This window comes from Streptomyces sp. NPDC059816 (assembly GCF_042732055.1).
GTDB lineage: Bacteria > Actinomycetota > Actinomycetes > Streptomycetales > Streptomycetaceae > Streptomyces.
The window spans coordinates 1-12,867 of the sequence record NZ_JBHWIQ010000022.1 but is presented as its reverse complement, the minus strand read 5'-3'; the positions used below and the strand labels follow the sequence as shown (position 1 = coordinate 12,867).

General features: G+C 68.5%; 14 protein-coding genes. 12 read left to right on the top strand and 2 right to left on the bottom strand.

Features of this window, described 5'->3' with window-relative positions; genetic code table 11:
* Nucleotides 1-17 precede the first annotated feature (17 nt).
* The 12 genes from ACFV88_RS26020 (at nt 18) to ACFV88_RS25965 (ending at nt 10,445) form a co-directional block, all read left to right on the top strand.
* Complete coding sequence (locus ACFV88_RS26020) at nt 18-143, top strand: hypothetical protein (protein ID WP_385494309.1); 126 nt, start codon at nt 18-20, stop codon at nt 141-143.
* 62 nt (nt 144-205) lie between these two features.
* Nucleotides 206-412, top strand: a complete 207-nt coding sequence (locus tag ACFV88_RS26015; RefSeq protein WP_385494308.1) for a hypothetical protein — start codon at nt 206-208, stop codon at nt 410-412.
* 17 nt (nt 413-429) lie between these two features.
* Nucleotides 430-924 carry a VOC family protein gene (locus tag ACFV88_RS26010; protein ID WP_385494307.1) on the top strand — a complete coding sequence of 165 codons (495 nt, stop codon included), beginning with the start codon at nt 430-432 and terminating at the stop codon, nt 922-924.
* Nucleotides 921-1,430, top strand: coding sequence for a type I-E CRISPR-associated endoribonuclease Cas2e (cas2e, locus tag ACFV88_RS26005; RefSeq protein WP_385494401.1), 510 nt, complete (start codon nt 921-923; stop codon nt 1,428-1,430). The genes ACFV88_RS26010 and cas2e overlap by 4 nt, the downstream gene beginning before the upstream one ends.
* A gap of 952 nt (nt 1,431-2,382) precedes the next feature.
* The gene (locus ACFV88_RS26000; protein WP_385494306.1) at nt 2,383-3,228 is read left to right on the top strand and encodes an SAM-dependent methyltransferase; all 846 of its coding nucleotides are present in this window, start codon (nt 2,383-2,385) and stop codon (nt 3,226-3,228) included.
* Nucleotides 3,229-3,938: 710 nt separating this feature from the next.
* A complete protein-coding gene (locus tag ACFV88_RS25995) occupies nt 3,939-4,250 on the top strand; it encodes a hypothetical protein (protein WP_385494305.1) in 312 nt (103 codons plus the stop codon).
* Nucleotides 4,247-4,720: an NUDIX hydrolase gene (locus ACFV88_RS25990; RefSeq protein ID WP_385494304.1), complete on the top strand. Its 474-nt coding sequence runs from the start codon at nt 4,247-4,249 to the stop codon at nt 4,718-4,720. The genes ACFV88_RS25995 and ACFV88_RS25990 overlap by 4 nt, the downstream gene beginning before the upstream one ends.
* Before the next feature lie 94 nt (nt 4,721-4,814).
* Nucleotides 4,815-5,837 carry a Gfo/Idh/MocA family protein gene (locus ACFV88_RS25985; RefSeq protein WP_385494303.1) on the top strand — a complete coding sequence of 341 codons (1,023 nt, stop codon included), beginning with the start codon at nt 4,815-4,817 and terminating at the stop codon, nt 5,835-5,837.
* Nucleotides 5,838-5,906: 69 nt separating this feature from the next.
* Entirely contained in the window at nt 5,907-7,196 is a 1,290-nt protein-coding gene (locus ACFV88_RS25980) for a DegT/DnrJ/EryC1/StrS family aminotransferase (RefSeq protein ID WP_385494302.1), read from the top strand.
* A 26-nt stretch (nt 7,197-7,222) separates the two neighbouring features.
* The gene (locus ACFV88_RS25975) at nt 7,223-7,912 is read left to right on the top strand and encodes a methyltransferase (protein ID WP_385494301.1); all 690 of its coding nucleotides are present in this window, start codon (nt 7,223-7,225) and stop codon (nt 7,910-7,912) included.
* Between the two features lie 80 nt (nt 7,913-7,992).
* Nucleotides 7,993-8,787: a histidinol-phosphatase gene (gene hisN / locus ACFV88_RS25970; RefSeq protein ID WP_385494300.1), complete on the top strand. Its 795-nt coding sequence runs from the start codon at nt 7,993-7,995 to the stop codon at nt 8,785-8,787.
* 92 nt (nt 8,788-8,879) lie between these two features.
* Nucleotides 8,880-10,445 carry a carbamoyltransferase C-terminal domain-containing protein gene (locus ACFV88_RS25965; RefSeq protein ID WP_385494299.1) on the top strand — a complete coding sequence of 522 codons (1,566 nt, stop codon included), beginning with the start codon at nt 8,880-8,882 and terminating at the stop codon, nt 10,443-10,445.
* 31 nt (nt 10,446-10,476) lie between these two features.
* On the opposite strand, the gene ACFV88_RS25960 is transcribed toward ACFV88_RS25965, so the two are convergent.
* Nucleotides 10,477-11,481 carry a GNAT family N-acetyltransferase gene (locus ACFV88_RS25960; RefSeq protein ID WP_385494298.1) on the bottom strand — a complete coding sequence of 335 codons (1,005 nt, stop codon included), beginning with the start codon at nt 11,479-11,481 and terminating at the stop codon, nt 10,477-10,479.
* Nucleotides 11,474-12,739: a YcaO-like family protein gene (locus ACFV88_RS25955; RefSeq protein WP_385494297.1), complete on the bottom strand. Its 1,266-nt coding sequence runs from the start codon at nt 12,737-12,739 to the stop codon at nt 11,474-11,476. Before ACFV88_RS25955 ends, ACFV88_RS25960 begins: the two co-directional genes overlap by 8 nt.
* Between the last annotated feature and the right edge of the window lie 128 nt (nt 12,740-12,867).

The window sequence follows — 12,867 nt, the reverse complement described above, 5'->3', positions numbered from 1 at the left end:
GACCGGAGCCGATCCGGATGAACGATCGCAGCAGCCCGCGCCGCACCCGGGCCGGCACCAGCAGGAAGAGCGCGCCGGACCGGCGCGCCGAGATCCTGGAGGGCGGCCTGGCCGTCTTCGGCGCCCTCGGGTTCGACGAGTAGGTCACGAGGGGACGGGGATCGCCAAGGGCACCTCCTACCTCTGCTTCGACTCCAAGGACCATGTGCTCGGCGCGCTCTGGGAGCGGTCGGTCGACTCCCTCCTCGCCCGCGCCGGGGCCGTCCTCGACGACGGCGGACCATGGTGGGACACCCTCGACCGCCTGCTGACCGGGATCATCGAACACGCCCTGGAACACGCCGACCTGCGCCGCATCGTCTACCGGTCGGTGAACGCCCGCGCCTCGCCGACGCGCTCCTGTACGACCTGATCTCCAGCCCCGCGCCCGTGGACGCGCGACGACTCACCCACACCGTCCTGGAAGCGGCCCACCGCGCCCTGGGCGCCCCTGACCCGCAGCCCCTGCGAAAGGCCCCTCCCATGTCCGGATACGCCCTGTCCCACGTCGACCTCAGCGTCAGCGACCTCGACCACGCGGAGAAGTGGTACGCCAGGCTCCTGGACGCCACGTGCGTCCTCGACGGCACCAACGAGGAGTACGGATTCGCCTACCGCTACCTGAAGACGCCCGCCGGGACGCTGCTCGGCCTCATCCGGCACGACGACCGGGACCCCGCCCCGTTCTCCCCGCGCCGCACTGGCCTCGACCACCTGTCGTTCGCCGTCGACTCGCCCGAAGAACTCCGCGCTCAGCTCAGCAAGCTGACCGACCTGGGCATCCCGAACAGCGGCATCATCGAACAGCCCACCGGCGACGCGATCGCCTTCCGCGACCCGGACGGCATCCAGCTCGAGTTCTACCGCCTGACGGTCCAGCCCTGACCCCACGGCCCCGGACCAGGAAAGGCCCGGGGCCGTACGGAACCCACCACGCCGAGGACGCCACGGTCGTCGAACAAGCCGTCCCCGACCACGTCCGCGGAGCACTCACCCGCTGGATGATCGAACCCACCCCCGGACTTTACGTTGGCACCATCTCGGCCCGCGTGCGCGACGAACTCTGGTCTGTCATCCGCGCCTCCATCGGCCCCGGAGTGGCCACCCTGATCCACCTCGCGGCCAACGGGCAGGGCTTCGAACTCCACGCCGCAGGAGACCGGCGACGGATCCCCGTAGACTTCGACGGGCTCACCCTCATGGATTTCAGAGCGCCGGAACTCGACGACACCTCAGGAAACCAAGAGCCCCACGCGCGGGAACCCCGGTTGCGGTGGACGCCCTGCGCAGTGCGCCCCCACCGAGGTCCTGATCGCCCCGACACCGTGCGAGCCGGAACAGCTCCTGCCCTCGAGGGTCGGCCCACGCGCGTAGAAAGACGCCCCGCGTGAGCCCCTCCCTGTCCTCAAAGTACGAGTCACCTCGCCCATGTTGAAGGTCAGGACCCCGAAGAAGTCGAAGATCAGGCCGTCGTACTCGGGCTTTGAGGAGGTCGACATTCGCAAAGCCTACGGTCCTCAGTCGCTGTGCAGCAGGGCCCTCGGCGGTCTCCCTCTTAGCCTCGATCGTGGGAACCCGCCCGATGTCCCGCAGCTGAGTCCCTGCCCGCGGAGGGCCGGCACGCCCGCAGTCATCGTCGCCTGCGCCGTTCACTCGTCGAGTACCAGACCGACGGCCCGCCGTCAGCGGCTGCCAACGCCCCTCTCGGCCCCGCACGAGAAGCGCATCCTCCACGGGGCACCCTGGACGAACTGCATGTCCGTGAGGACAATGGTCGGTCGATGGCCATCATCATCAGATGCCAACTGAAGTGGGCCTACGGCACATACATCGCGGATGTCTCCGCCTCCCTGCCCCTCGTCCTGTGGCGTGTGCTTCACCGGCACCGATCCGGATCGATGTTTCCTCACCAGCACCTCTCCCTTCGTCATCATCGCCGGAGGGAGAAGGTCCCCACCTGACCGACGGCGACTTGTCCAACTCCAGCTTGGACGCGCTCCTCGGTGGTGCCCTCCCCGGAACGGCGGGGATGAGCGCCTGCTGCCGCTCCATCGGTGATGCCTCCAGACGCGGAGTCCCCGTACCCGTCCCCCGTCATTACCGACCAGAGCTCCAGCGTTCCCCGGGACACCCTCCACGGTGTCAACACGCGGGCGACCGCGGCCTCGGCCCGCCGGACGTGAACGCACGCGTGTGTGTATCTGCTGGAGCTCAGTGCCCTTCCGTTCCCGGCGGGTCCACACGGACCCGCCCGTACTGCAGGTCTTTGACCGCCCGCTCAGGGACACGCGGCAGGCGGGCCTCCTGCTCACCAGATGACACCCCCTTCACGCTAGGGAGAGCATGATGACCAACGACCCGTCCATGCACCACACCGGTCCATCGTCGCCGGACGTCGGCCGGCTCGACAACGAGCACACCGCGGTCGTGGACGGCGCAGCGGTCGACGGGAACATCCACGTCGGCTACTGGGACAGCGCTGCTGACGACCGCTCGCTGAACGAAGCCACCGACCGGCTCACTGACCTCGTGGCGGGGCGCCTGGCCGCCGCACCCGGTCAGCGCCTGCTGGACGTCGGCTGCGGAACTGGACGGCCCGCCCTGCGTATCGCCCGGGCCACGGGCGCGGGTGTCTCAGGAATCTCCGTCAGCAGCCGGGACATCGACCTCGCTCGAACCCGGGCGGACGCCACCGCGCTTGCTGACCGGGTCGACTTCCGATACGCCGACGCCTGCGCACTGCCCTTCGAAGCCGCGTCCTTCGACGGTGCCTGGGCGATCGAGTCCATGATGCACATCCGCGACCGGACCACCGCCCTCACCGAGATCGCCCGCACCCTGCGACCCGGTAGTCCGCTGGTCATCACTGATGTGCTCCTCAGGTCGCCGGTGACCGGGGACGCCGCGGAGATCGTCCGCCAGACGTGCCGGGCCTTTCGGTCCCCCTCGCTGCCCGAGGCGTCGGAACTTCGCGCTGCCCTCGACCGCGCCGGTCTTGAGGTGGTGGAGTTCAACGACATCGGAGAGCACGTCCGGCGTACCTACCGGGCGTTCGCGGACGCCTTCGAGGGAGTTGCGCCGTCCGTTGACGACCCCCATCGCGAGTTCTTCGACTTCACCCGCTCCCTTCCCCGGTTCGGTGCGCTCGAACAGGTCGGCTATGTCTTCCTGGTCGCCCGTCGGCCGTGAACGGAAGGATCTGCCCCAGGAGAACGGCAGTGGTACTACAGACGCTGTCGGCAACCCTCCCCTGCCCCACCGTGGGTCAGCCGAAGTCTGACCACGGCCTCCGTGGTTCGCGTTGCACTCCACCACCCGTGGCATCGGAGAGCGCGCACCTTCCCCGGTGCACCCGTCTGGCTGTCTTGAGCCGCCAGGTCGAGGGGTACGGCCTGCTGCACCCAGTGGGGGTGCTCTCCCTGACGGGACGGAAGGCAGGTTGTTGAGCCACGGCGAGTGGCTTATCCAGCCAACATGTTCAACGATAAAACAGGCAACGGTGGCAAGAAATGATCGTTTAGGCGACGTGAGGTGAGGAACGGCCCCTCGGCCGGGAAAGGGGGCGGTTGAGGTGGTGGCCCTTGGATTGGTGCGGGATGCCGGAGCCCTTGCGTCCGGCCGGATTCGCGTCACTCATCGGGTTGCGCTCAAGCGGCATGTGGGTTGGTGCTGTTTTCGGAAGAAGTCGGCACGTCCGAAGGTCAATGCGAACCCATGTTCTCCCGAGATTTCGGGTGGTAATGACGTCGGGAGCGCAGATACCCTTTCAATCGCGATCCGCTGATGTTTCGGACTGCTTTCTTGTTGTCGTGCGGATCGTTCGAATCTGTTCATGCTTTTTCTGATGCGTGGCGCATGTGGATTTCGTGTGCAGGTGAGATGAGGGAAGAATGGTCCACATGCTTGTCGGCCGCGTCACCCTGGAGACAGGCCGGATGCCGACCATCGAGATCCGGGCCCGCCAGCCCGCGAGGCTCGTGTCGTGCTCGTTCACTGAGCGACGTACCACCGAGAACTTCATGACCGTCGGCTTCGGCGGGGCCGCTGCGCGCGCTGTCGTCGAACGAGCCCACCTGAACTCGGTGCCCGTGACGCCGGGCATCAACGACGCTGTTGCCGCCGCGGTGTTCCTGGACGGTGCCCTGGCCGTCGCTCGCAACCCGGGGACCCGTCCGGTCGGGGTTGAACGAGCGCGGGGAAGACATACGTGACCGAGACGAACGAACCGCGACTGATGGTGGGCGCGCTGATCCGCGACCCATACGACAGGATCTTCGTCCAGCGCCGATCGGCCAGCCGACGCCTCTTCCCCGGGTGCTGGGACGTCGTCGGCGGCGCGGTGGAGGAAGGCGAGTCCCTCCTGGACGCGCTCCACCGGGAGGTCACGGAGGAGACCGGGTGGCAATTGCGTCAAGTCCTTGCCCGGGTGATGCACGAGGAGTGGACGGCGAACGGACGACGGCACGTCGAGTCGGACTACGTCGTCGAGGTGGACGGGGACCTCTCGTCGCCCCAACTCGAACGGGACAAGCACACCGAGTTCGCCTGGGTAACGGCCGAGGAAGTCTCCATGCTCGACGAGAACGCTCGGCGCGGCGGCAGCAACTTCATCAAGGATGCTGTGGTCGCAGCGCACGCATGGCTCGCCGACGAGGCCGGGAAGCGTCGCACGGCTGTCTGAAGACCCCGCGGCCACGAGGCCGAGATGGGTCTCCACGAGCCTCCCCGCTGCCCGCGTCATCCTCAAGTGACCTTCTGTGAGGGGGATATTCTGCATGCCCAGCGATAGGTTGAAGGATGTGCATCCGCGGCGGCGGGTACTGGTGGTCGGATTTGCTGGACATCAGGGAAAGGAGTATCTGCCGATCCTGCGGGAGAGCGCGGATATCGTCGGGGGCGTCGACCCCGCCCCGGCGGCCTCATCACTTGCTGACGAGTGGGGATTCCCGCATTATGACCTCCTCGGTGAGGCGCTCGAGACAGTCGACTTCGACGTCGCCGTGGTCACCTTGCCGCACAGTGAGCACTTCCCGGTCTGCATGAAACTCCTGGCGCACGGTAGGCACGTCATCAAGGAAAAGCCGTTCGCCGTCACCGAACGGGAAGCACGGCAGCTGATGCACCTGGCGCAACGGGCTGATCGCAGCGTCCTCACACTGCTGCAACGGAACTTCAACCCCGTGTTCCAGTTCGCCCGAGAGAACCTCGCACGGATCGGGGAACCGTACTGGTTCTCCTACGACTACCACCTGAACCTGGCTCATCCGACCACGGGGTGGCGCGCCTCAAGGGAGCAGGCGATGGGCGGTGTGCTCCTCGACATGGGCTACCACCTCATCGACGTGCTCAGCGGAATGTTCCCCGAACCCGAACCTCCCCGAGTGCACTCCGCCTTCGTGCACCAGTACCAGGAGATGCGGGATCGCCGACTGGAGGATCTCGTCAGCCTCCTGTGCAGCTATCCCTCGTCGGGGCTGGCGGGCTCGCTGCGCATCTCACGACACAACCACGAGAAGGTCGAACACCTCTGCGTGCTCGGTAAGGAGGGCGCGTTGAACGTCGCCCCTCGGGTCGCCACCGTGCACTCCATCGGAGGGCTGCCGTTGGAGCGCTACACCTGGGAAGGTCCCGAGACCGCCGCCGTGCGTTCCATGATCACCCACCATCTGGGACACCTGGACGACCGCCGCTACCGCCAGGACCACATCCAGCGTCAACTCGCCGCGGTGCGCACGATCGACAGGATCTACCGGGACCGATCACGTGAGCAGAACGAACTCGCGCACCGGTGCGCCTGACCCCGATCAGGCCCGACGAGCCGAGCCTGATCCCGATCCCGAGCCCAATCGCGGACACAGGAAGGACACATGACCACCGCCGAACGACTCGCCCTCTTCGGAGGCGCACCGGCCATCGAACAGCCGCTGCCGCACGAGGTGTGGCCGCCCCCCGCCGACGAGACCGAGCTGTCCGAACTGGCCGAGCAGCGGAACACCGACATCTCCATCAAGGGAAACAGCGGCCCCATCGGCCGGCTTGAGGCCGACTTCCTCACCTTCCTGAACGACCAAGCCCGCTTCGCCGTCGCCTTCAACTCCGGTACCAGCGCCCTCCTCGCCGCCTACTTCGCGCTCGGAGTACGGGACGGCGTGGACGTCGTCGGACCGGCACTCACCTACCACGCGGCGCTGAGCCCCGTCTTCGCACTCCGCGGTGACGTGGTCCTGGTCGACATCGACCCCGACACCCGTGGTCTTGACCCCGAGGCACTGCAAGCCGCCCTCACCGAGCACACCGAGGTCATCACGGTCGTCCACCAATGGGGCCACCCCTGCGACATGGACGCGATCCTGCGGATCGCCGAGCGACACGGGCTGCGCGTCCTGGAGGACTGCTCCCACGCCCACGGCAGCCACTACAAGGGCAAGCCCGTCGGCACCTTCGGCGACGCCGCGGTCTTCTCCCTCCAGGCCAACAAGGCCGTCTACGCGGGAGAGGGCGGCATCCTCGTCACCAACGACCCTCTGGTGCACGACCGCGCCATTCTCCTCGGGCACTACCGGGACCGCTCCCGGGACGCCGTCCTCGACGAGGACCTGCGTGCGCACTGGGTCACCGGCTTCGGGCTCAAGCTGCGCATGTCGCCGTTCAACGCCATCGTCGCCCGACACGCGCTCGCAGCGTTCCCGGCCCGCAAGGAGGCCCGACACCGCTGTCTGCGCTACTTCGGTGAGCAGCTCGGTGACGTGACCTTCCTGGAGCCGGTGCACGTGGCTCACCACGTCGACATGGGCGCCTGGTACGGCTACAAGCCGCTCTACCGGCCCGATGCCCTGGGCGGCGTCCCGCGCTCCGTGCTCATCGAGGCGCTGCGCGCCGAGGGCATGGAGGTGGGCGCCCCGTCCGGTCCGCGGCTGTCGACCCTGCCGCTCTACGCCCGCCCGGAGAACCCCCTCTTTCCCGGAACGCCGAAGAAGGGCGTCGCACCGGCGACCGGATCACATGCCGAGCACGTCGAGCGACACGCACTGTCCCTGCCCACCTTCACCAACTGGCCCGAGGACACGAAGCTCATCGACCAGTACGCCGAAGCCTTCCGCAAGATCGGTCGCCACGGTGAAGCACTCGCGCGGTACGCGGCCGGGCCGTCCCGTTGACCACCACCAGCGAAGAGGGAGAGCCCATGACGTTCGAGGAGTCCCCCGAGACCGTGGCCCAGGCCCTGCAACACGCCCTCGTGGGCGACGACCTGCCGGACTCGTTCACCCTGCTGGGGCGGGAGTGGAGCCTGCACCGAGGTGTCTTCCCTGGCACCCTGAGCGCCGCCACCGAGGTGATGGCCTCGATCGTGCCCTATCCCCAGGGCGGTTCGTTCCTGGAGGTCGGCTGCGGCACCGGCGTCGTCTCCGTGATGGCCGCGCTCCACGGCTGTGCCTCCGTCACCGCGCTGGACATCAACGAGAAGGCAGTGGCCAACACGGTTGCCAATGCCGAGCGGCACGGTGTGAGCGACCGGGTACGCGTCCTCCATAGCGACATGTACACGGCGCTTGAGCCCACGGACCGCTTCGACGCCGTCTTCTGGAACGTGCCCTGGACCTACGTGGAGGACGGTTTCCCGCTCTCCACCGATCTGCACTCCGCCGTCTTCGACCCGGGTTACCAGGGTCAGGCCCGGTACCTGGCGGGCGCCCACGAGCATCTGGCCCCCGGCGGCAGGTTGCTGCTGGGCACGGCCGACCTCGGGGACCGTGAACGGCTCGACGCCTGCGCCGAGGAATCCGGCATGCGGGTCGAACTGGTCCACCGAGTGCGTCGGATCGAGGAAGTACGGGTCATGGAGTACCACCTGCTCGAACTGCACCCGAAGTGATCCGGGAGCCCTTGGCCCGCCGTCCGGACTGCCGAGGGCCGAGCCCATGAAACCCACGATGCGTGCAGGTGAGGCACTCCATGCCACGACACGGCGATCTCGAACTGGCCCTGCAACTAGGCGACATCGCGGACCGCATCACCGTCCGTCGCTTCCAAGCCCATGACCTGCGGATCCGGGAGAAGCCGGACCGTACTCCCGTGACCGACGCGGACACGGCCGTCGAAACAGCCGTCTGCGAGGCGCTGAGGTTCGCCCGCCCGGACGACGCCTTCGCCGGGGAGGAGACCGGCGGCTCCGTCACGACCGGGCGCACCTGGATGGTCGACCCCGTCGACGGCACCAAGAACTTCCTGCGCGGGGTACCCGTCTGGGCCACGCTGATCGCGTTGCTGGAGGACGGCCGCCCCACCGTCGGCGTGATCAGCGCCCCTGCCCTGGCCAGCCGCTGGTGGGCGGCGGCTGAACGGGGCGCCTGGTTACGGCGCGGATCGGTCGACAGCGCCCCCGTTCCCCTAAGGGTCTCCAGCAACACCCGCCTCGCCGACTCCTACCTGTCCACCACCAGCACACGCACCTGGGACGTCTTCCACTCACGTGCGGCCTACCTGCGCCTGGCCGAGGCGTGTTGGGAGGACCGCGCCTTCGGGGACTTCCTCCAACACTGCATGGTTGCCGAAGGAACCCTCGACATCGCGGCCGAACCGGTCGTGAACCCCTGGGACATCACCGCGGTGCAGATCCTCGTATCGGAAGCCGGCGGCGTCTGCACCGATCTCCTCGGCGCCTCGCCCCACAGCGGCACCGGCGCCCTCTCCGCCAACCCGCGGCTGCATCGGCTCGCCCTGGAGGTCCTCGCGGCCCCGCCCGGATGACGTCCCCGATCACGACACCGAAGACCTCGACGGCCCCGCTCGACCTCGACGCTCACCCGGCAGGTCGCAGACGCCCGGAGAAAGGAACCACCATGCTGATCCTCTCCCTCAAGGAAGGCCATGACGGGGCGATCGCCGCGGTCGAAGACGGCAGGCTGCTCTTCTCCCTGGAGGCAGAGAAGGACACGTTCATCCGTTACAGCGGCCTGACCGCCGAGGTGTACGCCGTGGCGGCGGAGCGGCTGGACAAACAGCCGGACGTCATCGCCATGAGCGGTTGGATCAAGGGGACCCAGGCCACCGACCAACCCTCGCGTGCCGGATACTTCGGTGTGGGTGAATCCGCGATCTCCGACGCCGCCGGCCGGTTCTTCGGGAAGAACGTGCGCGTCTTCTCCTCCACGCACGAGCGCTCCCACATCATGACGTCCTACGGCATGTCGGCGTTCCGTCAGGACCAGCCCTTCTACAGCCTGGTGTGGGAAGGGAACATCGGCTCGTTCTACCGCATCGACGAGCGCGGGGAGGTGACCCATCTCAAGGAGGTCCTCAACCACCCGGGCAACAAGTACTCCTACGGCTTCGCACTCGCAGATCCCCACTTCAGTCCGCACCAGGAGTTCGTCCGCTTCCAGGACGCGGGCAAACAGATGGCCTTGGCCGGATTCGCCGAGGACCGTTCGGCGAACCAGGCGGAGCAGGAGGCCATCGACTTCATCCTCGGCCAGCGGAAGGTCATCACCGGAAGCCTGAAGAACCGCATGGCCGACTCCCCGTTCCACAACATCGGCGTGGAGTCGAACGCGTACAAGAGCCTCGCAGCCCGGCTGTCCGACGCCATCTTCGACCGGTTCCACGCCTACGCCCGGCAGCACTTGACGGAGGGCCTCCCGCTGCTCATCTCAGGGGGCTGCGGGCTCAACTGCGAGTGGAACCGCCGCTGGCGCGAGTGCGGACTCTTCCCCGCGGTGTACGTCCCGCCGTGCCCCAATGACAGCGGTTCCGCGATCGGGACCGCGATCGACGCCCAGCACTTCTACACCGGGTCGGCCCACCTGGACTGGGACGTCTACGCGGGTGGCGAGTTCGTCGAGGACCTGGAGTTCGATCCGCAACGCTACGAAGTCCGCCCGGTGCGCTACGGCGAGGTCGCCCGCTTCCTCCGTGACGGGGGCATCATCGGCTGGGCTCGGGGCCGCTGGGAGATCGGCCCCCGCGCACTCGGGAACCGCTCGATCCTGGCCGCTCCCTTCACCGAGGAGACGACGGTCCGGCTCAACAGGATCAAGCAACGCGAGAGCTACCGCCCCATCGCCCCGATCTGTCTGGCGCAGGACGCGGGCCGCTGGTTCGGTGGAGGGCTCCCCGATCCCTACATGCTCTACTTCAGCCGGGTCGAGTCCAGTGCACTGCGGGCGGTGACGCACGTCGACGGAACGGCCCGCACCCAGACCGTCGACCCGACGGCGAACCCGGACATGGCCGATTTGCTGACGGCCTTCGGCGAACTGACCGGATTCAGCGTGCTCTGCAACACCTCGCTCAACTACTCGGGGCGCGGGTTCATCAACCGGACCAGCGACCTGATCGCGTACGGCGAACTCCACGGGCTGGACGGATACGTCGTGGGGGACGCCTTCATCACCCCGCGGCGCTGATGTACCGGCCGCCGCATCGGTGTCGTGGACCCTACGGGCTGGTGGAGGGCGCTGTGGGTGGTGTCGTCGTGGACGGTGAGTGCACATGGGTCGTCCAGGTGCGGAACCTCCGCAGGCCCATGCGCTCGTAGAAGCCTCCGGCCGCCATGGGGTTCGTCGAGTCGACGTCCAGGACGGCCCACCGGTAGCCCTGGTCCCGCGCCCGGGCGAGGGTGTGGGTGAAGACGGCGCGGTACAGACCCCTGCCGTGCAGCGCGGGCTGCGTACCGGCGTTGGCGAGGTAGAGCTCGCGGTCGGTGCCGGTGTCCGTGAGCTCGGTGCAGAGCAAGTAGCAGAGGATCTCCCGCTCGTGCTCCGAGAGGAGGAGGAAAGAGGACCCGGGCCTGAAGTACGGGCTCCCGGTCAGCGTGTGGCGCCACGTCCGCGCCGTCATCGGAGCGCTGCCCCAGTGGTCGGCGAAGATCAGGTTGCGGGCGGCCAGGAGCTGCGCGTCGAACGCGTCGTCGAACGGCACGACCTCGGTGCCGATCGGCACCGCCGGTGCGGCAAGGGGCCGTTGGGCACTGAGGTCCATCCGCATGCCCCAGTGACTGCGCGCGCGCCGGTACCCCGCGGTGTCCAACGCCCCGGCGAGCCACGCTTGACCGTGATGGGTACGGACGTGGAGCTCCAACAAGGCCACGTCGTACATGGCGTGGTGGCGCCGGACACCGGTGTCACGGCACCAGTCGAGGAGCTGACGGACCATCGAAATGGTGCGGTGCGCGGGGTGCACCGCGATGTCCAGGGTCAGTTGGTGGACGGGACCGGCGTGTTCCTGGACGCGCGTGGTCGCGTAGGCGACCGGCTCACCGCCGCACCAGAGGGACGTGGTGCCACCGTCCAGGTCGAGGCCCGAGGCGATCAGGTCCTCGTGAACGCCTTCCGCGCCCCGAACGGACACCCCGATCCCGTCGGCCGCTTCGCACCGGGCGAGCAGCGCCGCCACCGGGGGCGCGTCGGTGAGGACGAGCGGGCGCCATCGTGCTTCAGCCACGTCCGCGGGCCGCCATCCCACGGGCACCGGGAACGACGACCTGCCCGTCGGTGACGAGCATGAACCGTTCCAATCCCGGCACGAACACGTTGACGACGGCGAGGTCCGCGGTGACGTAGTGGTCACGTTGGTAGACGGCGAAGCCATGGCCCCGTAGCACCGCGAGGAGCCGGTCGAGGTGGCCCCGGGGCGTGTCCGGAGCGACCGTGTCCCGGTACGCCCTGAGTTCGGCCGAAGCCAGGGCGGTCGTGAAGTCCGACAGGTAGCAGGCGTGCAGCTTCGGGTACGGCCCGGTGTCGTCGCGCTGCTCGGGCAGCAGGTGGGCGTACTGCTCGCGCAGGTGCATCGTGCTGTGGAGCTGGACGAGTTCGCTCACGGCCCGGGTGACGGCGTACCGGCGCGACAGCGAGGCACCCCACCCGCAGATCCTGGCCGGCTGCCCGTGCGGGGCGGGCAGGTAGGCCGTGTACGCCGGGACACCGAGGTCGCTGGTCATGTCGATCAGATGGACCCGTCGACCCGTGCGCGCCTCGGCGAAGGCGAGGAGCGCGGCCACCTCGTCCGGCAGCGTCGCCGGGTCCACGACGGCCAGCCGCTCGGGACGCTCGCGGAGGAACTGGCCGATCAGCAGCAGGGAGAGCGCGTCCCGCTCCAGCAACTCGTTGATCGCGTGCACGGCGGCTTCGACCGGGTCCGCGCCGGCGGCCCAGCCGTTGTTGACCGAGTAGCGACCGACCGCACGGTAGTCGTAGCCGTCCCCGGCCACCCGGCGGGCCCGCGCTCCGGCTGCCCCCAGGTACTCGGGCATGGAGAGGAAGAGGGGGACGAGAGCGTCCGGTTCACCGACGAGCGACCGGTACGGCAGACACCCCAGCGACTCGTCCGGAGCCCGCCCCAGCAGCTCGACGGCGATGTCGCGGGACAACGGGCCCTCGGCGAGGACGTGGCCGCGCGCCGGCCGGATCTCCGCCGGGTCCAGTCCGTCCACACCGCAGAGGTAGTGCTCCAGCGCCTCGAACAGGGCTCCCGTCCGGGCCTCGTCCCGGCTCCCCTTGCCCAACCCGAGCCCGGTGCGGATGTCCTCGCCGTCGCGGCGCAGGATGCACCGCCAGGTGCCGGGGCTGCCGTCGAGGACGGGTTCCAGATCGGCCTCCACCGAGAGGGCGGCGACGGCGGACCGCGCGCGGTCGAACGCCTCGCCCAGGGGCAGGCTCCGCTCTCCCGACTGGGGAGCCACGGTGTACGCAGGGGTGGTCACGGTTCATCCCGTCTGCTGAGTGGCTGCGGGCCGCGGCGGGTACGGCCCCCCCCCGCCCCCCGCCCGCGAAAAAGGTTGCTATGGGGCCGCAACTCAATCAACCCGCCACAACGCACACTGGGCCAGGC

Coding starts and splice junctions, on each gene's coding strand:
- ACFV88_RS26020 (WP_385494309.1), top strand. CDS start 18: ATGAACGATCGCAGCAGCCCGCGCCGCACCCGGGCCGGCACCAGCAGG.
- ACFV88_RS26000 (WP_385494306.1), top strand. CDS start 2,383: ATGATGACCAACGACCCGTCCATGCACCACACCGGTCCATCGTCGCCG.
- ACFV88_RS25995 (WP_385494305.1), top strand. CDS start 3,939: ATGCTTGTCGGCCGCGTCACCCTGGAGACAGGCCGGATGCCGACCATC.
- ACFV88_RS25985 (WP_385494303.1), top strand. CDS start 4,815: ATGCCCAGCGATAGGTTGAAGGATGTGCATCCGCGGCGGCGGGTACTG.
- ACFV88_RS25980 (WP_385494302.1), top strand. CDS start 5,907: ATGACCACCGCCGAACGACTCGCCCTCTTCGGAGGCGCACCGGCCATC.
- ACFV88_RS25975 (WP_385494301.1), top strand. CDS start 7,223: ATGACGTTCGAGGAGTCCCCCGAGACCGTGGCCCAGGCCCTGCAACAC.
- hisN (WP_385494300.1), top strand. CDS start 7,993: ATGCCACGACACGGCGATCTCGAACTGGCCCTGCAACTAGGCGACATC.
- ACFV88_RS25965 (WP_385494299.1), top strand. CDS start 8,880: ATGCTGATCCTCTCCCTCAAGGAAGGCCATGACGGGGCGATCGCCGCG.